19 protein-coding genes are annotated in these 23,693 nt (G+C 43.0%); 11 read left to right on the top strand and 8 right to left on the bottom strand.

Going from position 1 to position 23,693, the window contains the following annotated elements; all coding sequences use genetic code 11:
- Positions 1–2 precede the first annotated feature (2 nt).
- The 8 genes from ACFS6H_RS05080 (at position 3) to ACFS6H_RS05115 (ending at position 11,462) form a co-directional block, all read left to right on the top strand.
- On the top strand, positions 3–1,781 hold the full coding sequence (locus tag ACFS6H_RS05080; RefSeq protein ID WP_386095908.1) for a discoidin domain-containing protein: 1,779 nt from the start codon (positions 3–5) through the stop codon (positions 1,779–1,781).
- 53 nt (positions 1,782–1,834) lie between these two features.
- Positions 1,835–2,500 carry a GDSL-type esterase/lipase family protein gene (locus tag ACFS6H_RS05085; protein WP_386095910.1) on the top strand — a complete coding sequence of 222 codons (666 nt, stop codon included), beginning with the start codon at positions 1,835–1,837 and terminating at the stop codon, positions 2,498–2,500.
- A 217-nt stretch (positions 2,501–2,717) separates the two neighbouring features.
- Positions 2,718–5,003, top strand: a complete 2,286-nt coding sequence (gene bglX / locus ACFS6H_RS05090) for a beta-glucosidase BglX (RefSeq protein WP_386095912.1) — start codon at positions 2,718–2,720, stop codon at positions 5,001–5,003.
- Between the two features lie 22 nt (positions 5,004–5,025).
- Positions 5,026–5,646, top strand: a complete 621-nt coding sequence (locus tag ACFS6H_RS05095) for an HAD family hydrolase (RefSeq protein WP_386095914.1) — start codon at positions 5,026–5,028, stop codon at positions 5,644–5,646.
- A gap of 282 nt (positions 5,647–5,928) precedes the next feature.
- A complete protein-coding gene (locus ACFS6H_RS05100) occupies positions 5,929–7,413 on the top strand; it encodes a glycoside hydrolase family 30 protein (RefSeq protein WP_386095916.1) in 1,485 nt (494 codons plus the stop codon).
- Between the two features lie 20 nt (positions 7,414–7,433).
- Entirely contained in the window at positions 7,434–9,674 is a 2,241-nt protein-coding gene (gene bglX / locus ACFS6H_RS05105) for a beta-glucosidase BglX (RefSeq protein ID WP_386095918.1), read from the top strand.
- A 72-nt stretch (positions 9,675–9,746) separates the two neighbouring features.
- The gene (hflX, locus tag ACFS6H_RS05110; RefSeq protein ID WP_386095920.1) at positions 9,747–10,937 is read left to right on the top strand and encodes a GTPase HflX; all 1,191 of its coding nucleotides are present in this window, start codon (positions 9,747–9,749) and stop codon (positions 10,935–10,937) included.
- 9 nt (positions 10,938–10,946) lie between these two features.
- Entirely contained in the window at positions 10,947–11,462 is a 516-nt protein-coding gene (locus tag ACFS6H_RS05115; protein ID WP_386095922.1) for a hypothetical protein, read from the top strand.
- Positions 11,463–11,633: 171 nt separating this feature from the next.
- On the opposite strand, the gene ACFS6H_RS05120 is transcribed toward ACFS6H_RS05115, so the two are convergent.
- Positions 11,634–12,812 (bottom strand): redoxin domain-containing protein, encoded by a 1,179-nt coding sequence (locus ACFS6H_RS05120; RefSeq protein ID WP_386095924.1) that lies wholly within the window; start codon positions 12,810–12,812, stop codon positions 11,634–11,636.
- Positions 12,813–12,843: 31 nt separating this feature from the next.
- Positions 12,844–14,289, bottom strand: coding sequence for an Asp-tRNA(Asn)/Glu-tRNA(Gln) amidotransferase subunit GatB (gene gatB, locus ACFS6H_RS05125; RefSeq protein WP_386095926.1), 1,446 nt, complete (start codon positions 14,287–14,289; stop codon positions 12,844–12,846).
- 245 nt (positions 14,290–14,534) lie between these two features.
- On the opposite strand from gatB, the gene ACFS6H_RS05130 reads away from it, so the two are divergent.
- Positions 14,535–15,788, top strand: a complete 1,254-nt coding sequence (locus tag ACFS6H_RS05130) for a hypothetical protein (RefSeq protein WP_386095928.1) — start codon at positions 14,535–14,537, stop codon at positions 15,786–15,788.
- Between the two features lie 79 nt (positions 15,789–15,867).
- Here ACFS6H_RS05130 and ACFS6H_RS05135 read toward each other — a convergent pair whose 3' ends face one another.
- Both ACFS6H_RS05135 and ACFS6H_RS05140 read right to left on the bottom strand, forming a co-directional pair.
- Positions 15,868–16,626 (bottom strand): hypothetical protein, encoded by a 759-nt coding sequence (locus ACFS6H_RS05135; protein WP_386095930.1) that lies wholly within the window; start codon positions 16,624–16,626, stop codon positions 15,868–15,870.
- A 305-nt stretch (positions 16,627–16,931) separates the two neighbouring features.
- Positions 16,932–17,879, bottom strand: coding sequence for a helix-turn-helix domain-containing protein (locus ACFS6H_RS05140; RefSeq protein WP_386095932.1), 948 nt, complete (start codon positions 17,877–17,879; stop codon positions 16,932–16,934).
- A 156-nt stretch (positions 17,880–18,035) separates the two neighbouring features.
- On the opposite strand from ACFS6H_RS05140, the gene lpxA reads away from it, so the two are divergent.
- Positions 18,036–18,842 carry an acyl-ACP--UDP-N-acetylglucosamine O-acyltransferase gene (gene lpxA, locus ACFS6H_RS05145; RefSeq protein ID WP_386095934.1) on the top strand — a complete coding sequence of 269 codons (807 nt, stop codon included), beginning with the start codon at positions 18,036–18,038 and terminating at the stop codon, positions 18,840–18,842.
- Entirely contained in the window at positions 18,823–19,446 is a 624-nt protein-coding gene (locus ACFS6H_RS05150; protein WP_386095936.1) for an ABC transporter ATP-binding protein, read from the top strand. The genes lpxA and ACFS6H_RS05150 overlap by 20 nt, the downstream gene beginning before the upstream one ends.
- Positions 19,447–19,649: 203 nt before the next feature.
- On the opposite strand, the gene porG is transcribed toward ACFS6H_RS05150, so the two are convergent.
- The 4 genes from porG to ACFS6H_RS05170 form a co-directional block, all read right to left on the bottom strand.
- Positions 19,650–20,501, bottom strand: coding sequence for a type IX secretion system protein PorG (gene porG / locus ACFS6H_RS05155; protein ID WP_386095938.1), 852 nt, complete (start codon positions 20,499–20,501; stop codon positions 19,650–19,652).
- Positions 20,502–20,605: 104 nt separating this feature from the next.
- Entirely contained in the window at positions 20,606–21,484 is an 879-nt protein-coding gene (locus ACFS6H_RS05160) for an NAD kinase (RefSeq protein ID WP_386095940.1), read from the bottom strand.
- A gap of 6 nt (positions 21,485–21,490) precedes the next feature.
- Positions 21,491–22,939, bottom strand: a complete 1,449-nt coding sequence (locus ACFS6H_RS05165) for a POTRA domain-containing protein (RefSeq protein ID WP_386095942.1) — start codon at positions 22,937–22,939, stop codon at positions 21,491–21,493.
- A gap of 63 nt (positions 22,940–23,002) precedes the next feature.
- Positions 23,003–23,668 carry a CBS domain-containing protein gene (locus ACFS6H_RS05170; protein WP_386095944.1) on the bottom strand — a complete coding sequence of 222 codons (666 nt, stop codon included), beginning with the start codon at positions 23,666–23,668 and terminating at the stop codon, positions 23,003–23,005.
- Positions 23,669–23,693: the final 25 nt, after the last annotated feature.

Consider the following 23,693-nt stretch of genomic DNA (forward strand, 5'->3'; position numbering starts at 1 on the left):
ATATGAAAATTGTTGGCAAAATATCGATGATATGGCTGTTATTGTTGTGTACAATAACAGCACTGCATGCGCAACAAAAAACATATTGTAATCCTGTTAATTTAGATTATGGTTATACGCCCATTCCAAACTTCAGCGAATGGGGCCGGCATCGTGCAACTGCCGACCCGGTGATGGTAACTTATAAAGGCGATTACTACCTTTTCAGTACCAACCAATGGGGTTATTGGTGGAGTAGTGATATGCTGAACTGGAATTATATTCCCAAAAAATTCCTGCGTCCCTGGAACGGTGGTGTATATGATGAACTATGCGCCCCTGCTGTGGGCATCATCGGCGATACCATGCTGGTATTTGGCAGTACTTACACCAGCAACTTTACCATCTGGATGAGTACCAATCCCAAAGGCAATGACTGGAAACCACTGGTTGACTCCTTTGCATTGGGAGGCTGGGATCCTTCTTTCTTTACCGATGATGATGGCCGCTTTTATATGTACAACGGCAGCAGCAATAAATTCCCCATGTATGGTATTGAGCTGAACCGTAAAACCATGCAGCCTTATGGTACCCGTAAAGAAATGTACTTGCTGGAGCCCTGGCGTTATGGCTGGCAGCGTTTTGGTGAACACATGGATAATACCTTCCTCGATCCGTTTATTGAGGGGTCGCATATGACCAAACACAATGGTAAGTACTATTTACAATACGGGGCACCGGGAACAGAGTTCAGTGGTTATGCCGATGGATTGCTGGTAGGCACTGGGCCTTTGGGACCTTTTACTGCCCAGTCAGATCCTTTAAGTATGAAACTGGGTGGCTTTGCCCGCGGCGCCGGACATGGGGCTACTTTCCAGGATGTATATAATAACTACTGGCATATAAGTACGATGATCGTTTGTGTAAAAAATACTTTTGAACGCCGTTTAGGTATCTGGCCTACGGGTTTTGATGCCGATGGTACCATGTGGTGTAATACGGCTTTTGGTGACTACCCCCATAAAATACCCGGCGCAAATTTTACCGGGGCCGCTTATGAAAAAAATGGCAGTTCCCCTTATTTTACGGGCTGGATGTTATTAAACTATAAAACCCCTGTACAGGTATCCTCTACACTGGGCGCTTACAATGCCAACTATGCCGTAGATGAAAATATAAAAACCTACTGGAGTGCGGCCACCGGCAATAAAGGCGAGTGGATACAAACTGATTTGGGTAAGCTATCTACCGTAAATGCGGTACAGATCAACTATGCTGACCAGGATGTGGCGGATGACCGTTTAGGTAAACGTACCGATCAGTACCACCAGTATAAACTGTACTATTCTGCTGATGGTAAAAAATGGAAAGTACTGGTAAATAAAAGCAACAATAAAACAGATATACCGCATGAGTATGTGGAGCTGGACCAGGCCGTTCAGGCAAGGTATATCAGGCTGGAAAATATTCATATGCCTACCGGTAAATTTGCTGTAAGCGGCCTGCGGGTATTTGGTAATGGCAATGGAAATAAACCCGATGCAGTAAAACAATTCATCGTATTGCGCACAGAAAAAGATAAACGCAGTGCCTATATTAAATGGAGCCCGGTGAATAATGCCTATGCCTATAATATTTATTACGGCACTGATCCTGGTAAATTATACAACTGTGTAATGGTGCACGATTTTAATGAGTACTGGTTCAAAGCCATGGATAGTCAGAAAGCGTATTACTTTACCATTGAGGCGATCAACGAAAATGGCATCAGTACACGTTCACAAATCATAAAGGCCGAATAATGAATTATACCGGCTGGCATAGCCGGGATTGTTATGGATTTAAAAACTAAAATTTGAAAAGAAAATTTTTTATCAGCGGTTTATTCCTGTTACTGGTACTGTTTGTTCAGGCACAGCAACCACCGTTTTACAATGAGGTTCAAAAGCTAAAACAGCATACGGACAGCATTGTTAAAGCAGACGGTGGCAAAAACATCCTCTTTATAGGCAGTTCTTCTTTTACACTGTGGCATTCCATGCAGGCCGACCTGCCGGAGTACAAGATCATTAACAATGCCTTTGGCGGATCCACCCTGCTGGATGTTATCCGTTATATAGATGATATTATACCGGTTAAAAACACCAAACAGATTGTAATATACTGTGGTGAGAATGACCTGGCTGCCGATAGTACGGTAACAGGGGAAATAGTAGCGCAGCGTTTTGAACAGTTATTTCACTTGTTAAGAAAAAAAGTGAAGAATGTTCCTATCGTGTATGTATCTATGAAGCCCAGTCCCAGCCGGGTACACCTGATGGAGAAGATGGAAACCGGCAACAGGCTGATCAGTTATTTCTTAAAGAAGGAGAAATACCGTGGTTATGTAAACGTGTATAACAAAATGCTGAAAGAAGACGGCACTGTAATGGATGATATTTTTTTACAGGACAGGTTACACATGAACAAAGCCGGCTACGCGATCTGGATACCGTTGATTAAAAAAGCGCTGGTTAATTAGGTAATTAGATAATGAAGCAGTGTTCAGGTTTGTGTCTCATGCCGTGGTTCGTGTCTCGCGAACCATAGTAAGAATTATTCTTTGATGTAGTATAATAGCTGAACAGGGTTACTGCAGTACAAGTGTGCGACGCAACCAACCGCCCCTCTGGGGCCGGGGGCATCAGGGCGGTACTGCCGGTAACATAATTTTAAAATACGTTATAAACAGAACAATTATGAAAGTGATAAAACGATTGTGCTTATTAGTGGCGTTAGGAATTACGCAAATAAACATAGCGCAGACAACTGAACAGGCAAAAATGAAAACATTCATTGATGCCCTGATGAAGAAAATGACGCTTACGGAAAAACTGGGCCAGTTAAACCTGCCGGGTGCGGGTGATATTACTACGGGCCAGGCCAGCAGTTCAGATATTGCCGGCAAAATTAAACAAGGTAAAGTAGGCGGCCTGTTCAACATAAAATCGGTGGAGAAGATAAGGGATGTACAAAAAGTAGCCGTAGAACAAAGCCGTTTAAAAATTCCGTTGATATTTGGTATGGATGTGATACATGGCTACCGTACTGTGTTCCCTATTCCCTTAGGCTTATCCAGTAACTGGGATATGCAGGCTATTGAGCGCAGTGCCCGTATTGCCGCCATTGAAGCCAGTGCCGATGGTATTAACTGGACATTCAGCCCGATGGTTGATATAAGCCGTGATCCGCGCTGGGGCCGTGTTTCAGAAGGTAATGGTGAAGATCCATACCTGGCCAGCCAGATCGCTATTGCTATGGTGAAAGGTTACCAGGGATCATTGACAAAGAATAACGAGATCATGGCCTGTGTAAAACACTTTGCTTTATATGGTGCTTCCGAAGCCGGTCGTGATTACAATACGGTGGACATGAGCCATGTGCGTATGTATAATGAATATTTTCCTCCCTACAAAGCGGCTGTAGATGCCGGAGCAGGAAGTGTGATGGCCTCTTTCAACGAAATTGATGGTATACCGGCAACGGGTAACCGCTGGTTGCTAACGGATGTATTAAGAAAACAATGGGGCTTTAAAGGTTTTGTTGTTACCGATTATACAGGCATTAACGAAATGGTAGATCACGGTGTAGGTGATTTGCAGGCCGCTTCGGCCCTGGCACTGCGTGCCGGTGTGGCCATGGATATGGTGGGCGAAGGCTTTTTACTTACATTGGAAAAATCATTGAAAGAAGGCAAGGTAACACAGGCGCAGATTGATGCGGCCTGCAGAAGCATACTGGAAGCAAAATATAAGCTGGGCCTGTTTGCAGACCCTTATAAGTATTGCAACGAAGAACGTGCTAAAACAGAAATATATACGGATGCACATCGCCGCGAGGCAAGGAAAATTGCTGCGGAGAGTTTTGTGTTGTTTAAAAATGCCAACAAAACCTTACCCATTAAAAAAGCAGGTACTATCGCTTTAGTAGGACCTCTGGCTCATGCCCGTACAAATATGCATGGTACCTGGAGTGTGGCGGCTGATTTTGCTACCGGTGTTTCGGTGTTGGATGGCTTACAAAAGGCAGTGGGTGACAAAGCCAATATTATTTATGCAAAAGGATCAAACCTGGTGGGCGATAGTATCCTGGAAGGTCATGCTACCATGTTTGGCAAATCTTTAGGTCGTGATAAGAGGACAAAGGAGGAATTATTAAATGAGGCATTAGCTGCTGCAAATAAGGCCGATGTAATTGTGGCGGCATTGGGTGAATCATCTGAGTTCAGTGGCGAATCATCCAGCCGTACCAACCTGGATATTCCCGATGTACAGCAGGAATTATTAAAAGCATTATTAAAAACCGGTAAGCCGGTGGTGCTGGTACTTTTTGCCGGCCGCCCGTTAACCCTTACCTGGGAACAGCAGCATGTACCGGCCATATTAAATGTATGGTTTGGTGGCAGCGAAGCCGGTGATGCCATAGCCGATGTATTATTCGGCGATGTAAACCCTTCGGGCAAACTATCGGCTACCTTCCCCAAAAATGTAGGCCAGATACCTTTGTTTTACAATCATAAAAATACCGGACGTCCTTTACCTGACGGTAAATGGTTTACCAAATTCAGAAGCAATTACCTGGATGTAGATAACGAACCTTTATATCCTTTTGGATACGGCTTAAGCTACAGCAACTTTGTATACAGTGATATTAAACTAAGCAAAACCAGCCTGAAAGGGAATGAAACTTTAACCGCCAGTGTAACGGTAACCAATAACAGTAATGTAGATGGTAAGGAAGTAGTGCAGTTATATATAAGGGATATAGTAGGTTCCAATACCCGCCCGGTGAAAGAGTTGAAAGGTTTTGAAAAAGTATTGATCAAAGCGGGTGAAACCAAAACCATCCAGTTTAAGATCAGTACCAAAGACTTAATGTTCTATAACAATGAATTGAAATATATTTGGGAGGCCGGTGACTTTGATATCATGATAGGAGGTAACTCCAGGGATGTGAAAAAAGCTACGGTTAACTGGACCAAATAATTGTTGTTATAAAAAAATAAACGTGAGCGTAACAAAAACGTACAAGAACCTGATCTTTGACCTGGGTGGTGTTATCTTAAATATTGATTTTGGATTAACGGCCAAAGCTTTCGGGGATTTAGGCGTGAAAGATTTTTCTGAACATTTCGGGCAGTTTAAAATATCACCTTTATTCCTGGCTTATGAAGTAGGAAAAATTGATGAATCTGTTTTTTTTGATGAGATCAGGAATCAGACCGGCCTTCGCCTGACAGATGAACAGATCACTAAAGCCTGGAACGCCCTGCTGCTGGATTTTCCGCAGGAGAGAATAGACCTGCTGCTGGACCTGAAGAAGCGATATAATATTTACCTGTTAAGCAATACCAATGCTTTACACGCTTTACAATTCCAGGAACAATTAAAACAGCAGACCGGTCTGTACCTGGAAGATGTTTTTCATAAAGTGTATATGTCGCACCAGGTACACCTGCGTAAACCAGAGAAAGAGATTTATGAACTGGTACTACAGGAAAACAATTTAAAGCCGGAAGAAACCCTGTTCCTCGATGATACATATACCAATTTTACAGGGTCCGACGAGGCTGGCATTGACCATATATTGATATCAAAAGAAAAGAATATGCTGTCATTGGGATTATAATTTTTTAAAGAGGTTTGCCGGAGAAGCAAGCCTCTTTTTTTTGAAATAAAATTTTATTATGTAAGATTTAGTTTTTACTTTCGGTTCATCATCTCTCTGCTACTTGCAAGCTTAACGAAACTTTACTGTATCACTACCACCCGGTACAGGCCTACTTAACAAAACAGATCATACACGGCAAACGGATATGCCATCGTACTGTATAGCTTATAAAACTGTTACAAGCGTACGGTCATGTTTTGCCATGTATCATCATTACCACAAGTCATAAATAATTGTAGCATGATAAAGCAACTAATGCCTTTGGCAGTTTTGTTAGTATTGGCCGCGTGTGCAAATAAAAGTTCCACAGATGACGGTAAAGCGGATGCCGGAAACAAAACTGATGGTAAAGCATTTCCAGTGGCCGGTAAAACAGTAAAACTGGTTACCACTGATAGTGCCACGGCCCGGTTAACCCCTGGTGCATCATTAACGTTTAAGGAAATGGGCCAGCCTTTTGAAACACAGATATGCGTGTTTGTAGATCCCTCAAAAACCTTTCAGACCTATGTAGGTATTGGTGCCGCATTAACCGATGCATCGGCAGAAACATTTTATAAACTTCCCAAAACGGCACAACAGGAGTTTTTGCAGGCCCACTTTGATAAAGAAAAAGGACTGGGGTATAATATAGCACGGACCAATATTAACAGCTGCGATTTCAGCAGCAGTTCCTATACCTATGTACAGGATAATGATAAGGAGTTAAAAACATTTGATATTACACCGGATAAAAAAGCCAAAATACCTTTTATTAAAGAGGCCATTGGCGCCGCAGGCGGTAAACTCCCTTTATTTGCCAGTCCATGGAGCCCGCCTGCCTGGATGAAGGATAATAAGAATATGCTGCAGGGCGGTAAACTGTTACCGGAGTTTTATGATAGCTGGGCCAACTACTATCCTAAATTTATTAATGCTTATGAAAAGGAAGGGATACCGGTTTGGGGTATTACCATACAAAATGAACCCATGGCCAAACAAAGATGGGAGAGTTGTATTTATACGGCTGAGGAGGAAAGAGATTTCTTAAAAAACCACCTGGGGCCTGTAATGCATAAAGCAGGTATGAAAGACAAGAAAATTATTGTGTGGGATCATAACCGTGACCTGATCTATCAAAGAGCGCAAACCTACCTGGATGATCCGGAAGCGGCCAAATATATATGGGGTATAGGTTTTCACTGGTATGAAGACTGGAGCGGCGGGCAGCCCATGTACGATAACCTGCGCCGGGTGCATGAAGCGTATCCCGATAAAAATATTTTCTTTACTGAAGGCTGTGCCGAAAGTTTTAATGCATCACGCTACAATGCCTGGGTATTGGGCGAAGAATATGGCCGCAGCATGATCAATGATTTTAATAATGGCATGGTAGGTTTTACCGACTGGAATATTTTACTGGATGAAACCGGCGGTCCTAATCACGTACAGAATTTTTGTTTTGCACCGGTGCATGGTGATACAAAAACGGGCAAACTTATTTATACCAATGCCTATTATTATATCGGCCACTTTTCTAAATACATTCAGCCGGGGGCTAAAAGAATTATTGCATCACCTACACGCAGCCAGTTATTAAGTACGGCATTTTTAAACCCTGATGGCACGGTGGTAACGATTGTAATGAACCAAAGTAATAATGAAACGCCTTACTTTTTATGGGTGAATGGCCAGGCGGTGGAAGTAGTAGCCAAACCCAGGTCCATTGCTACCTTAATATTTTAAAATAAAATTCTGTTGTTGTCATGTTATCGATAAAGTATAAACAAATTATAGCAGCATCACTATTCTTATTGCCACTAATAGGAGCAGCACAAACAAGATCGGCTATTGATAGAAAAGTAGATTCGGTACTAAAACTGATGACACTGGAAGAAAAAGTGGGGCAGATGAACCAGTACAGTGATGACGGTTTGGTAACGGGCATCGCTACACAGGACAATGCGAAGGACCAGCAGATCAGGGATGGAAAACTTGGTTCTTTGTTAAATGTAAAGGGCGCTGCTACCACCAGGCGGGTACAGGAAATAGCCATGCAGTCGCGATTGAAAATCCCCTTACTGTTTGGTTTAGATGTGGTACATGGTTATAAAACAACTTTCCCCCTGCCATTGGCCGAAGCAGCCAGCTGGGACCTGCCCGCTATAGAAAATGCAGCACGTATAGCAGCTGTTGAAGCGGCCGCCAGTGGTATTCACTGGACCTTTGCGCCGATGGTAGACATCAGCCGCGATCCGCGTTGGGGCCGGGTAATGGAAGGAGCCGGTGAAGATACTTACCTGGGATCGCAGATAGCCTATGCAAGGGTGAAAGGCTTCCAGGGTAAAAAGCTGGGAGATATTGATGCGGTAATGGCTTGTGTAAAACATTTTGCTGCCTATGGCGCCGCAACAGGTGGCCGGGATTATAACAGCGTTGATATGAGTGACAGGATGTTATGGGAAACCTATCTGCCTCCCTTTAAAGCTGCGCTGGATGCAGGTGCCGCTACCTTTATGAACTCATTTAACGACCTCAATGGTATACCGGCAACAGCCAGTACTTATTTGCAGAGGGACATATTGAAAAACAAATGGAAGTTTACCGGCTTTGTCGTAAGCGATTGGGGCTCGGTAGGCGAGATGGTGCCACATGGTTATGCGGCCAATAATTATGAAGCGGCACTGGCTGCAATTAAAGGCGGCAGCGATATGGATATGGAAAGCCGTGCCTATACCCAACACCTGGCGCAATTGGTAAAGGATAAAAAAGTAAATATTGCTTTGATCGATGATGCGGTAAGAAGAATACTGCGTAAAAAATTTGAACTTGGTTTATTTGATGATCCTTATAAATTCAGCAATGAACAAAGAGAAAAAGCTGCCCTGAACAACCCGGCTCACGAAAAAGCGGCGCGGGAAATAGCCGCTAAAAGCATTGTGTTATTGAAAAATGAAAACCAGGTATTGCCGATTGCCAAAAGCACTAAAAAAATTGCGGTGATTGGCCCGCTGGTAAAGGAAGTGAAACAAAACCTGGGTTTCTGGAGTATAGAGATGCCGGGCGATAGCAGTTATATTGTTTCGCAATGGCAGGGCCTGGTAAATAAACTGGGCAGTGACGCACAACTGATCTATGCCAAAGGCTGTGGAATAGAGGATACAAGCCGTGCGGGCTTCAGAGAAGCGATTGATGCGGCGATGCAGGCCGATGTGGTGATCATGAGCATTGGCGAAAGACGGGATATGAGCGGGGAAGCAAAAAGCCGTGCCTACCTGCGCATCCCCGGGGTACAGGAGGAGTTGGTAAAAGCGATACAGGCTACCGGTAAACCTTTGGTGGTAATGATCAATGCCGGCCGGCCGCTGGTATTTGACTGGATCAGTGATCATGTACCGGCTATTATGTACACCTGGTGGCTGGGAAGCCAGGCCGGTAATGCTATTGCCGATGTGTTGTTTGGCGATTATAATCCATCAGGCAAACTGCCCATGACCTTCCCCAGGACGGAAGGGCAAATACCTATTTACTATAACTATTTCAATACCGGTCGCCCGGCAAGGGATGATAATGATAAAAACTATCGTTCTGCTTATATCGATCTGTCTTTATATCCCAAGTATGCTTTCGGTTATGGTTTGAGTTATACCGGCTTTGCTTATAGCAACTTTAAATTAAGTAAAAGCAGCATGAAGCCAAACGAAACAATAACGGTAAGCATTGATATAAAAAACAGTGGCAAATATGCCGGTGAGGAAATAGTGCAATTGTACCTGAGGGATAAAGTGGGCTCCGTGGTGAGGCCGGTGAAAGAGTTGAAAGATTTTAAAAAGATCATGCTGCAGCCTGGTGAGACAAAAACGGTAACATTTATTATTAACAGGGATAAACTCTCCTTTTACAATGCACAACTTCAGTGGGTGGCCGAGCCCGGGGAGTTTGAAGTGATGATCGGGGCCTCCTCCGCCGATATCAAAGCAGCTCAAAACCTGCAATTAGTACGCTGATAAACTGCATGTGGCTTGCACGCTGATATTGTTTAATTTTGCAGGAAACAAAACAATAAGAGGAACGCAAGTATGCTGGATAAGCAAAAGATAATCAGTAACCAGGAGAGAGCAGTATTAGTGGGTGTAGTACAAAAAGAGCAGACAGAAACGCAGGTGAACGAATACCTGGACGAGCTGGCTTTTTTAGCAGAAACTGCAGGTGCGGTTACGGCCAAACGATTCACACAAAAATTACAACACCCTGATAGCCGGACCTTTGTAGGCAAGGGTAAGCTGGAACAGATCAAACAATATGTGGCAGGCCATGATATTGGTATTGTTATTTTTGACGATGAGTTAACCGGCGCACAGTTAAAAAACATTGAAAAGGAATTAGGGGTTAAGACCATTGACAGGAGTGACCTGATCCTCGATATTTTTGCCAGCCGTGCAAAAACCGCCCAGGCCAAAGCCCAGGTAGAACTGGCACAATACCAATATTTATTACCCCGCTTACGTGGTATGTGGAAACACCTGGAAAGGTTGGGTGGTGGTATTGGTACCAGGGGGCCCGGTGAAACCGAAATTGAAACGGACCGTCGTATCGTTAGGGATAAGATCACCTTATTACGTAAAAAACTGGCGGAGATCGATAAACAGGCATTTACCCAGCGTAAAGACCGTGGCGAATTTATCCGTGTAGCACTGGTAGGGTATACCAACGTAGGTAAATCAACCATCATGAACCTGCTGAGCAAACGTGATGTGTTTGCTGAAAATAAACTGTTTGCCACGCTGGATACAACCACCAGTAAAATTGTATTTGAAACCACTCCCTTTTTATTAAGCGATACGGTTGGGTTTATTCGTAAACTGCCCCACCATTTGGTAGAAAGCTTTAAAAGCACACTGGATGAGGTAAGGGAAGCAGACATACTTTTGCACGTGGTTGATATTTCACATCCCCAATACGAAGATCAGCTGGCAGTAGTGAACAAAACCTTACAGGAACTGGGTGCACATGATAAGCCGGTGATCACCATCTTCAATAAAATGGACCTGTACGAGAAGAACACCTTTGATGAATGGCTGGAAGATTCCGTAAAGGCTGAAATACTGCAGGACCTGCGTGATCGCTGGAACAACGAAACCGGCAATAATGCCGTATTTATATCTGCTACGGAAAAACAGAATATTGAAGCACTGCGTAATACCATCCTGGAAAAAGTAAGGGCCAGCTACAAAATACGGTACCCGTATAAAACTGATTTCTTTTATTAATTACCAGGAGTGCAAAAAAACTTGTTTATACATATAACAGGAAAATGGACAATTATTTTATTGTTCATTTTTTCTGTTATACCCGGGTGTAACACCAGCCGTGAAGGGGGCCAGTCTCCGGTTATTCCTGCAAAACTGACGGCGGAAGATAATGATAAACTCAGGCAATTACTGGCAGCTATTACAAACGCACCGGTCAACGATACTATTTTAATTAAACATTATCATAGCCACGACGACTGCTGGTCAACATACAGGTACCGGGTTGCACCGGATGTATTGGGTAGTGTAATGCGATTGAATAAATGGCTGGAGACCTATGCTGCTTACAACCCGCATATTACCGTATTGCAAATAAGGCAACCCGGTAGCGGCCCGCTAAAATATATCAAGCGTAACTACAATGTAAAAGTAGATATTAAAAAGGTGCTGTTACAATTCCCTATGTTCAGCAAACAAGACTGTAATGTGGTATGGCTGATCATTCCCGATGGTACCTTGTATCAGATTAATGCCCGGTATTGATGTTATTGCCCAACACATAGACCACTTGCTGTTCATCTGCGAAAATCTGCGTATCAATCAGCGCCCATCTGCGGGTTAAAAACGAAGAAGATTAAAACCATACTGATAAAATAATAAACTAAAAAACTCCATCAGCAATGATGGAGTTTTTAACTATATGGAGAAGTAAAACTAGTTTAACAGCTCTGCCAGTTTTGCTTCCAGGTTCTTTCCTCTTAAACTTTCGGCTACTACTATTCCTTCGGGGTTTACTAATACGTTATAAGGAATACCAATATTACCAAACTTATACATTTCCACTACAGGTGTTTCCCAGCGCAATAAATCACTCACGTGCTGCCAGGCCAATTTATCATCTTTAATGGCTTTCTGCCACATGCCTTTATCTTCATCCAGCGATACGCCTAACACCGTGAAGTTTTTATTTTTAAAATTATTATAGGCCAATACTACATTAGGATTCTCCTGGCGGCAAGGTGTACACCAGCTGGCCCAGAAATCAACCAGTACATATTTACCTTTATAATCGCTCAGTTTTACACTCTTACCATTCTCGTCGGGCAGGGTAAAATCAGGAGCCGGTTTGCCCACCATGGATGCCGGTTTATTCTTTTCAGCTTCATCCAGCGATTTTACTACGCTGGCCACGCCTTTATGCTCAGGATAACGGCCGGCTGTTTTTTTGATGATGCTGATCACTTCCTCATCCGATAACGGCGTTACTTCGTATGCGGGATTAGAAGCGATGGACTGGAAATAACTCAACAGGAATAAGGTTAAAGCAGGGTTATCTGCCTTTTCAATCTGCTGTACCGTATAATCGTGCAGTTTAGCACCGGTTTGTATTTTAGCTTGCTGTTGCAGTATAATTGCACTATCCTTTGCCCCGGCTTTGGCTAAAGAGTCTGCAGTAGTATGACTCACATAAATCGCATGCAGGTCTTTGGTGGCAGTAGTAATAAACTCTTTCATTTTTTGAGACCCCGCTGAACCGCTCACTTCATAAGTATCTACATAATTATTATCCTCCTTACTCATGTTAAGGGTTAACTTAATGGTGGCAGCATCATTAATTACCGAAGCAATAGGGTAGGTACCCTTATCGGTATGCAGGTTTAAAACAACCGCTTCTTCTGCAAAACTGTTTAAGCTGAATTTACCGTCCTTATCTACTTCGGAAGAATCCACCACAACCGGCTGCATAGAACCTACAGGTACTTCCTCTAAAAATATTTTTTTAGCGCTGCCATTTTTAATGATCCCCTCAATCGTTACTTTATTCTTGGTACCGCTGTCCTTACAGGCAACCAGGGTACAGGCTATAACCAGGGCAAATAATATCTGTTTCATGTGTGTAAATGCTGCCGTATTGTTGCGGCAATTATTTTAATTTTTCTAAAAGTATTTCGTTCGTTTTTTTAGGATCAGCTTTCCCTTTGCTTTGTTTCACTACTTCGCCCACAAACAACCCTAATAAACCTTTCTTTCCTTTTTTATATTCCTCTACCTTGGCAGCAAACTTTTGCAAAACCGCATCAATAATGGGCTCCAGTTCGCCTGCATCTGATTGTTGTACCAGGTTATGCTCCCTGGCCAGTTGTTCCGGCGCTGTGTTCGGCTGCTGTAATACCAGGTTAAACAGTCTGGATGATGCCGATGAAAAATTCAATAAACCATCATCCACACATTTAATAATGGCGGCTAAAGTGGCCGGTGTTACCGGGAAATTAATAATGTTACCGTTCTGTTCGTTCAGCCAGGATTTTACCGGCCCTAACATCCAGTTTGCCGCCGCTTTATAATTACCGGTATAGGTACATATTTGTTCAAAATAATCTGCAAAATCTTTCTCCTCGGTAATTACTGTAGCATCGTATTCCGGTAATTGCCATTCACTCATATAACGGGCTATCCGCTCAGTATGCAAAGCAGGTAGGGAGGCCCTGATGCCGTTGATATAACCGGCATCCAGGTTAAAGGGAGTAAGGTCCGGGTCGGCAAAATAACGATAATCATCTGCGTCCTCTTTGTCCCTTATGGCAAATGTGGTGCCGTTGCCGGCATCAAAACTGCGGGTTTGCTGTTTAATTGGTTCGCCTTTTTCCAGCAGGTTAATCAAACGTTCAGCTTCAAAATCAATAGCACGTTTTACATTTCGTATGGAGTTCAGGTTTTTTACTTCCACTTTTGTGCCTAATGCCGTATCTCCTTTTTTACGTACCGAAACATTCGCATCACAGCGCATGCTACCTTCTTCCATATTACCATCACAAACATCCAGGTAACGTACCATTTTACGCAGTTCTGTTAAATAGGCAAAGGCTTCATCGCTGCTGCTGATATCGGGTTCGGTAACAATCTCTACTAATGGTGTACCCGCACGGTTATAATCAACGGCCGTATTGGCATCATCAATATCGTGTAAACTCTTACCCGCATCCTCTTCCATATGAATACGGTTCAGGCGCACGTTCTTTTTACCGGCTTCCGTTTGCACTGGCACAAAACCTCCCACACAAATAGGGGTGGTGTGCTGTGATATCTGGTAACCTTTTGGCAGGTCAGGATAGAAATAATTTTTACGGGCAAAATAATTCTGCTGTTCTATCCGGCAATTACAGGCCAGGCCAATTTTAATGGCCAGCTCAATCGCACTTTTATTCATCAGCGGTAAAGTACCCGGATGCGCCAGGGTAATGGGACTCACCTGCGTATTGGGCTCAGCACCAAACGCAATACTGTCGCCGCAAAATAATTTACTGTGGGTAAGCAGCTGGGCATGAACTTCCAGGCCAACTACTATTTCATATTCCGGGTGTGTTGCCATAATTAAACAGCGCAAAATTAACATTTGCCGGTCTAATAGCCCTGTTTTATACGATCTATTATAAGGCTAAAGCGGTGATCGGGCCTGATTTAACAAAATCATGGGGCATAACCCTTCCTAAAGGGACGGGACTGTTGTAAAACTTCAATATACCCGCTGCAAGGTATAAATAACCCCAAAGCAAGCTTTTACATTTGAACCGGGTAATTCCCTTTTAAACCGGAATAAGACATAACCCCTCAAAAATGAAAAAAACAATACTGCTCGGTCTTACCTTGCTGCTGGTAAACATTATTACTGCCCAGAAACTATCCTGGGAGATCAGCAGTTTCTTTAATAACCAGGTATTCCCTACTTACAGTTGGGCGGTTTCTTACCTGGGTAGCGAGGAGGTGACCAATGAAGCCGGTAACTTCTATGGCGATCAGAATGGCCAGCTGGGGGTACATATTGCCGCTTTAAAAAAAGGACAACAGGTAAAAGTAGAGATCGATGCTAACGAGATCATGGAAAGCTCGGTACTGGCATTCAATATGCTGGAAGACGCCACGGACTTTTTTGCTTACCCGCAGATATTATACAAATGGAATACCCTCGAAACCTGGAAACAACCTAAGCCGGTAAATATAAAAGTCAAAGTTTACGTTAATAACCAGCTTGACCGTGCCGAACAAAAACGCATTATAGTAAGAGGGGTGAATGAATGTCCTTATGTGGTAACCACCAAACAGGGTATCATGGTCGATTTAAACTATGTGTACCTCAGTTACGTGAACGAAAATCATCCCATTATTACCGAAACCATTATTCCCGGTATTATGAAGGATGGCATTATTAAACAAATAGATGGTTACCAGGGTGTAACTAAAGACAATTACGATGCGGTGTATAAACAGGTGTACGCGGTATGGCACTACTTCAATAAAAACAACTTCAATTATAATAGCCTGAGTAGTTATTACAAAGGCACGGTATCAGATATACCAATGGTGCAGGCCCAGTTTGTACGCACTTTTTCCGAAGTATATAAAACCAAGCAGGCCAATTGTGTGGATGGTACGATACTAATGGCATCCATCCTCACCCGTATGGGTATTGGTGCTTACCTGGTTACTACACCCAGTCACTGTTACCTGGCTTTTTCATTGGATGGCTCCGATGCCAACCTGAGTTTTATTGAAACCACTTTATTAGGTTCCGATATAAAAGACCTCGATGCCGAAAGCCGTAAATTGATACAGGATACAAAACTCACCGGCTCCGATACCTATTACCGGCTTACTTCATTGGGTAAATCCACTTACGACAATTTTATATGGGCCCTGTTAAGCGGTTACAACAACTATAAAAAAGATGCCGGTAAGTTCAGGGGCAGCGAAGCGGAAACGGTATTTGCCGTAACTGCTGATAATGCTTATAACAAATTTCTTGAAATAAACTACCGGCTTTTATCCGTTAAATTCTACCGGGAGGCGGGTTTATTACCCATTAACCAGTAAACCTTACCCATTTCAATATAAAAGGGGCTTTGTAAGAAGCCCCTTCATCCTGTAACTATAATTAAAGTACAGGTCCATATCAGGGTGTTATCACATAGTCAAAAGTTTGAACCGATACTGAACCTGTTGTACTGTTGGTAATTGTCTGGCGTGTAACAAAATCCCGGGCATTATATGCGTATGCACAGGTATAACTATGGGTAATGCCGGTAAATCCGTCAAAAATGGTATATGCCTGGTAATTGTTCTCCGAATAACTGTCTCTTCCTTCTACAGCAGGTAATAGTGATTTAACAGACTTCTTATCATCAAACAGACTGTATGTTCTCCTTTGTTGCAGTGTGCCGCTACCATTATAAAAATCGCTGGTGGTAATATTACCGGCTGCGTTTACATAATGCCTGATCTCAGTTGTTAAAATACCCGTTGCTGCATAAGTGTGCTGTACAACCTGTCCGGGCAGATAATTGTACTTTTTATATTCCGTTAAATTATTCGCAGCATCATAAATGTTTACAATACTAAGCCTGCCTGATTCATCATATTCAGGACGGTAATGTATAATATTGGCCGGATCGCTTGCATGGCTGAAATAGTAATACATAGGTGCCCCCGATGTATTAAAATCCGAATAGTGAAAGGTAGAACCGGCCCCTTTTACAGGTATATAGGTTGAAAAGGTCAGCCGCCTTTCGCTGTCATAATCGTACTTGCGGGTGCCTGTGCCTACATAGGTCCATTTGGTTAATAAAACCTGCGGTGAGGATACCGGAGTTTTGATACAGCCCTCTAAAAAAAAGATGCCTGCAAGCAGCACCGTCAAAAAAATCCTGTTCATAGTTCAAGGTTTAGTGGTATGGTTTAGTTATGGGTAGGTATCTAAAAGTCAGCAGCAGCCCCATCGGTTTGTTTAGTAATGATGGAGTTGCAAATGTTTAAATTTACAGGCAGGCGGAAAATAGCATGATAATGCGTAAACGGGAAATAACGGTGTGAGGTAGGCTTATTTATGTATGGACCATTAGCCTGATAGCATTACTGCCATTGAAGTGTACAACCCACAACAATACTGTTGGAACAAGTGCAACAAGCGATGCGGGAAGTATCACTGCCGGGCAACAAAAAAAATAAAACAGGGAATAATTAACGCAACAGCAATTCACAGGGTTTTAAGCCCGTATGTTTTTTAAAAGCGGTACTGAAGTGAGAAATGGAAGAATACCCCAGCATCATTGATACATCGGTAACACTCAGCGATTTTTCGTACAGTAAATATTTGGCATGTTCCATCCGCTGGCTCTGGTAAAAGTCAAAAATGGTAGTGCCGAACATCTCTTTAAACCCTTTTTTCAGGTAACACTCGTTCATGGCCACTTTACGGCTCAGTTCCTTAATGGTAATGGGTTCACCTATATGCTGAATCAGGAGGTCACGGGCTTTATTGATCTTATTCCTGTCGGCTTCGTTTGCCAAAAACTTACAGTTAATAACATCAAACTCTTTTTCACCCACCATACAATCCAGGCTGTGTAAAAGCAGCATCTGTATCTGGGCATTCACAAAAATATTCTGCAAAGCGCCTGCATAGCTGTTGTTCAGCATGGCTTCCAGCACCATACGCGATTTACCGCATAGGGGCAGCATTTTGGTAAAGGAAGTATTGCGTTTAAATGATACCATATCATCTATCAGCAGGGTATCACTGGTCTGGCGGGGTTTTACAAATTGCGACAGTTGGGTAGGGGTAAACTGAAAATGCAGCAGATCCATACTTTCTTCCCGTTTAGCACATCCATTCTGTTGATTTACAGCACATTTGCTGCAGGCTTCAGTATTTTGCTGGTTGCAATACACATTCCCGCTGATACAAAACTTCAGCTCCAGGGTGCTTTTATTGGGTTCCGCTTTATCATAATGGTACACCAGCATACCGGTATCCTCCATATTCCACTGCTTTCGGCGTATATACCTTTTAATGGAATATTGTACAGACTCAGGCACCGTTTGCTCTTTTTCAAACAAAAGGGCCATATGTTCCTGTAAAGGAGGTTGCTTGTAGGCCAGGGTTATGATATCGCTTGCACTTGTCATTGCGCTGCAAATTTACAGTCCAAATACTGATAGTAACACATCAAATTGTCAAAAAGTTGATTATTTGCCATTTAAGTAAAAAAAGTTTCATTTTACCGTGTAACAATTACCTTTGCAACGTCACGTTATAAAGCGTGACTTTTTTGTATTAAATTCATGATACACCCGCATACATACATACATCCGCATGCCAAGTTGGCTACTAATGTAAAGGTAGATCCCTTTACCGTTATACATCCCGATGTGGAAATAGGTGAAGGTACCTGGATTGGTTCCAATGTAACCATAATGGATGGCACCCGCATTGGTAAAAACTGCCGCATTTTCCCGGGAGCGGTTATCGGCGCTATTCCGCAGGATCGTAAATATGTGGAAGAAAAAACCTTTGTGGAAATAGGCGACAACTGTACCATCCGCGAGTTTGTAACCATACACCGCGGAACCAGCGATCGCTGGAAAACGGTTGTAGGTAACAATTGCTGGATCCTGGCTTACAGCCATATCGGCCACGATTGTATCATTGGTAATAACTGTACATTAAGTAACAGCAGCCAGTTGGCCGGGCATGTGGTAATGGGCGATTGGGTAGGACTAGGCGGTGTATGCGCCGTTCATCAATTTGTACATATTGGCTCTCATGCTTTTATATCAGGTGGTGCATTGGTTAGTAAGGATGTTCCTCCTTACATCAAAGCAGGTCGCCAGCCTTTAAGTTATGCCGGTGTAAACTCGGTAGGCCTTAAACGCCGCGGTTTTACCATCGAAAAAATTAACCATATCCTGGATATTTACCGCATCATCTACAACAAAGGGTTAAATACCTCGCAGGCGGTAGAACTGCTGGAGGAAGAATTCCCGGCAACTGATGAAAGAGATGAAATTGTTACTTTTATCAGGGAAAGCGGACGTGGTATTATTAAACGTTTCACCAAAGGTAACGGCGATGACGATATCCCTGTCTGATACCGGCAAACGCTTTAACCGCGACTGGATCTTCAGGCACTTTACATACAACTTCGATCACGGGCAATCCTATGCCATCACCGGCCCCAATGGCTCGGGCAAAAGCACCCTGTTACAGGTATTGAGCAGCAGCCTCGCTATCAGTGAAGGAAAGATAACATTTAAAAATGCAGCATCTTCCGATACCATCAACGACGAAAAAGTATTCAAACAAATAGCGCTCGCAGCGCCCTACCTGGAGGTAATTGAGGAAATGACCTTTAGCGAGTTCATGCAATTCCATATAGCATTCAAGCCCCTTTTACCCGGCTTAACCATACCGCAAATAGCTGAAATTATTGGTTTACAAAAAGCGGTTAACAAACAGATCCGCTATTACTCCTCGGGTATGAAACAACGTGTAAAGCTGGCCCAGTGTATCTTCTCCGATACCAGCACCGTATTACTCGATGAGCCCTGCACCAACCTCGATGCAGATGGTATAGCTTTATACCATAGCCTCATACAAAACTATTGCACCAACCGCCTGGTGGTAGTAAGCAGCAATGATAAAGTGGAATATGATTTTTGCCGGAATACGGTGAGTATATTAGACTATAAGTAATGTTTTTTGTTAGTCAGCTGTAGTACCCTGCTCATCGTCCCTTGCGTCGCACACTTGTACTGCAGCAACACGATGCAACTGATCAGGAAATATCCCAATGAACAATACGGCCACTTTGCAGCGGTAACCAGTATGCCCCATCAACCGCAAGATTCTATATACTAAAATCTATATACTACAATCTGTAATTACAATACTAAAGCCTAATTCGCTGTCGGGCAACGGTAGCTTTGCAGGTTAAAGGTGATAAAAATACTGCCGGTCATAAAATGGTCCTTTTGCTGGCTGTTACCACGCTGGCGGCCTTTAATACCAATGGGAGTACCTATTTCATAAGAACGATCGCTTAACTGGGCAGCGATAGAGGGGGTGCCATCTGCATTATCAGGAAATACTGACCTGTCAGGATAAACGCCGCTTACATCATCCAGGTAATCGGTAGTGGTAAAGCGGTATAAAATTTCGGCGCCAATATTAAAACGGCTGTTCAGGGCATACTTTACACCTACACCAACCGGCACACTTAAAGCAATGGGGCTGTATGTTTTAACCTTTGGCTCTGTTGAATTAGGTGGCGGATATTGTCCTTCTGTACCCAGCGGACGTAAAAAATACTTCTGTCCCTGTAAATAAGCATACGGGTCATAGCTGAAAGCGCCCACACCCAGTGTAACATAAGGAGTAAAATTCAGGCCGGGTTCGCCGGGTAAAAACCGGAAGAAATTAAAATCGCCCTGTAAAGCAAGTTCCCAGATATTACTGTTAAAGCTCAGGTTACGGCGTTGCATATACTCATTATGGGTATTGTATATGTCGGAATAACCCACCTGGGCAAAAGAGAAACCTAAACGGGCGGCAATATAGTTACCAAAATTTTTGCGGTAAAATAAGGAGGCGGCCGGTTTTACACGGTTAAACTTGGCCCGTGTATTAATATCTCCAAAATAATTGGCGGCGCCAATACTTACACCTATCTCCCCTTCCTGACGGTAAGGGCCATAAAAAACCTGTGCATAACTGTTTGATGTATAGATGGTTGCAGCTAAAAAAAGCATACAGCTCATCTTAAAAAAGATACGATTTCGTTGTTTCATAAGCGAATAAATGTTCTTACGTCCAGTATAGAACGAAGATAATGGCATTTTCTTTTCAAAACACCTTAATTTCTTTTATCAAAACCCCAGGTTAATTTATTGTGTAAGGTTTGCAGGAAGCTGTTTTCGCCCAAACGTATAAGACTTATATCAAATACTTCCTTGCGTACCGCCAGCGAAATGTTCTTGCCCACTATTTCCCGGCGCGAATCCAGGGAGCAGATGATATCTTCATAGCGGCTCTCCACTTCAAACGAAATGATCTGGTCATCAGGTACGATCAATGGTCTTACATTTAAATGGTGCGGGGCAACAGGGGTGATCACAAAACTGCCGGAATCCGGGAAAACAATAGGGCCGCCACAGCTTAACGAATAGCCGGTTGAGCCTGTAGGGGTAGCTACTATTAAGCCATCCGCCCAATAAGTGTTTAAAAACTCACCGTTAAGGTAGGTATGTATCTTGATCATGGAAGCGGTATCCCGCTTATGTATGGCAAACTCGTTCAGGGCAAAGGGCACACTGCCAAATAAAGGCATATCCGCATCCAGGTGGATCAGCGACCTTTTGTCCGTAATAAAACTCCGGCGGGATAAGGACTTCAGCGCCTCCTTCATATTATCGCGGCCAATACCGGCTAAAAATCCCAGGCGGCCAAAATTAATACCCATAATACTGATGGGTTTATTTTTTACGAGGGCCACGGTATCCAGTAAAGTACCATCACCACCCAGGCTTATCATGAACTCTATTTCATGGTTAAGATGTTCCGATAACTCAAATGATTGTACCTGTTCCGGCAGGGGAACAAAGGAACGTATCTGGTCTAAAAAAGGTTGATATATGATGGGTTCGATCTGCTGTTTCAATAACTCTTCAAAAAACAAGGTCACATCAGCCTCTTGCCTTACATCTACTCCTCTGCTGTATATAGCTGCTTTCATGTAAACTTAATAAGGTGACTTTTTATGTAAATATAACCCGTTTTGACCTATCTGGTTAAATGAGTACTCCAGCTTCAGTACAAAGTCATAAAGGGTCAGTACGTCAATGCCAAATCCACCTGTCATGAGTACGCGGTTATCCAGCCTGTTCAGGGGCGAACTTTGAGGGTTATATACATAACCCATGTTCACAAAACTTTTGCCGTAAAAAGTAATAGGTATTTGTTTTGGTATCAGGGTTTTTATACTTGGGAAACGGATATTGAAGGCAAACAGTTTGCGGTTAATAGATGCCCGCACGATACCCCCGGCCACACCGTCAATTACATTATACTCGTAACCCTGCATAAAGAAATCGCCATAGCCAAATAGCCTTTTATTATAAAAAGACTGTCTGAACGGGGCCGATATGGAACCGATCACATTCAGGTTCACGAATGTTTTTTTGTCAAGTGGCCAGCTGGCAATACCCTTAACCGATGCATGCCATACATTCATGGCTTTGGTATATCCTCTTTTGGCCACCGTAAATTCTAAACCATAACCAGTGGTAGGATAGGGTATATAATCCATATTGTAATAGCTCATCCCGTAATAGATCTCGGGGTAAGCGATCTTTGTTCTTCCTCCGGGAAAATAGTTTGGGTTAAGTTTTAACACCGTATCCAGTACACTCTCCTGTTTATACGAAAAACCGAAACGATGGCGGGTATAAATGGCGGGGCGGTAGGTCAGCTCCACAGAGCCGCCATGAAAATTACGAACATACTTACTGGCGTCTTTATAAAAAACCTGTTTATCATCCTCAGTGCCGTAATTGATCTCCCGGTTACTGCCCAGTTCCATACCTACCCGCATGCCCCATTTCATTTTTTTATCAATGTACAGGCGGTCGTAGTTATAGGATAACTGTCGGGTATAACCGGTAATAAGCCAGAATCTTAATTTGTCATTATACCCTGTGGTATTATTATGCATTAGCTTAATACCATAGTTCACACGGCTTAAACTGGCTTTTTCTTCTACCAGCCATTGGTTCAGATTCCGGTCTACCGGCTTAAAATAGGGGAAGGGAAAAATATACCAGCGTTCTTTCACCTGTACCAGTACATCTATCTGATAACCTTCAAAGCTTTTTAAGGCCACGGTTACATCGTGGAACAGGGTGGTGTTCATTAACTGGGTCCTGGCTTTTTCAAAGCCACCTACCAGGCTGTTAAGTGGTAAGTGGTCACCCGATTTAAATGGAAGCTCACGGAGAATTACATTATTACGGGTACGCTTATTACCCACCAAAACAATATTTCTTACGGTGAAAAGACTGTCATATGTCGGAGCAATGGAGTGAGCAGAACCGGTATCAGCAGGAGTAGCAGTAACATGTTGCCCGAAACTACAGGAGCAAATGAGGATAAAAATGGCGAGCCATACAATGTATTTTTTTTCTTTCAACATTTAAATCATAATCACGGGTCTCTAAAATACGCAGGAAACTTTAAAAGTAATATTAAAATCCGGTTAGATGCTTAGATAATTCATCAGATTGTCATAGTTACTTTTAAGTTCGTTTTCATAGATCTCCTCGCCAAAATAATACTTGATGGTGTATTCGTATCGCTGAAAGCTGGCTATGATGTCAGATATCTCCATTTTGTTTAACCGTACAGTAATGAGGGTTAAGCCGGTATCAGGATGGGTACTGCTGTTTAACTGGGTTATCTGGGCATCATTCTGCTCCACAATCTTACTGATTTCACTGAAAGAGTATTGTAAACTTTCAATTTCCAGTACAATGATGCCTCCGGGCTGGTGAATGCCGTTAAAATCGGCCAGTTGCCGCAAAAGGTCAATATGCGTAACAACGCCTAACAGGAAATTTTCCTGGTCAATTACCGGGGCAATGCTTAAATCATGATCTACCACCAGCTGCAGTGCTTTGAAAAAGAATTCATCTGCTTTAACGGATGCCGGCAATAAGGTGTGTTGAAGACTTTGCAGATCGTTATCGTCGTTCTCAACAGACAATAACATTTCCTCACTTACAAGCCCCAGGTATTTATCATCAGCATCAATAACCGCCAGGTGTAAGGTCTGGTTATCGGCCATTAACTGCAAAGCCTGGTAAACCTTATCAGTAAGTTTAAGGGAAGGTATAGCCTGATATGTTAAATCGCCTGTAAGCATGCAGTGCGTCTTTTACAAGTAAGAC

Source organism: Terrimonas rubra (assembly GCF_042686025.1).
Taxonomy (GTDB): Bacteria; Bacteroidota; Bacteroidia; order Chitinophagales; family Chitinophagaceae; genus Terrimonas; species Terrimonas rubra.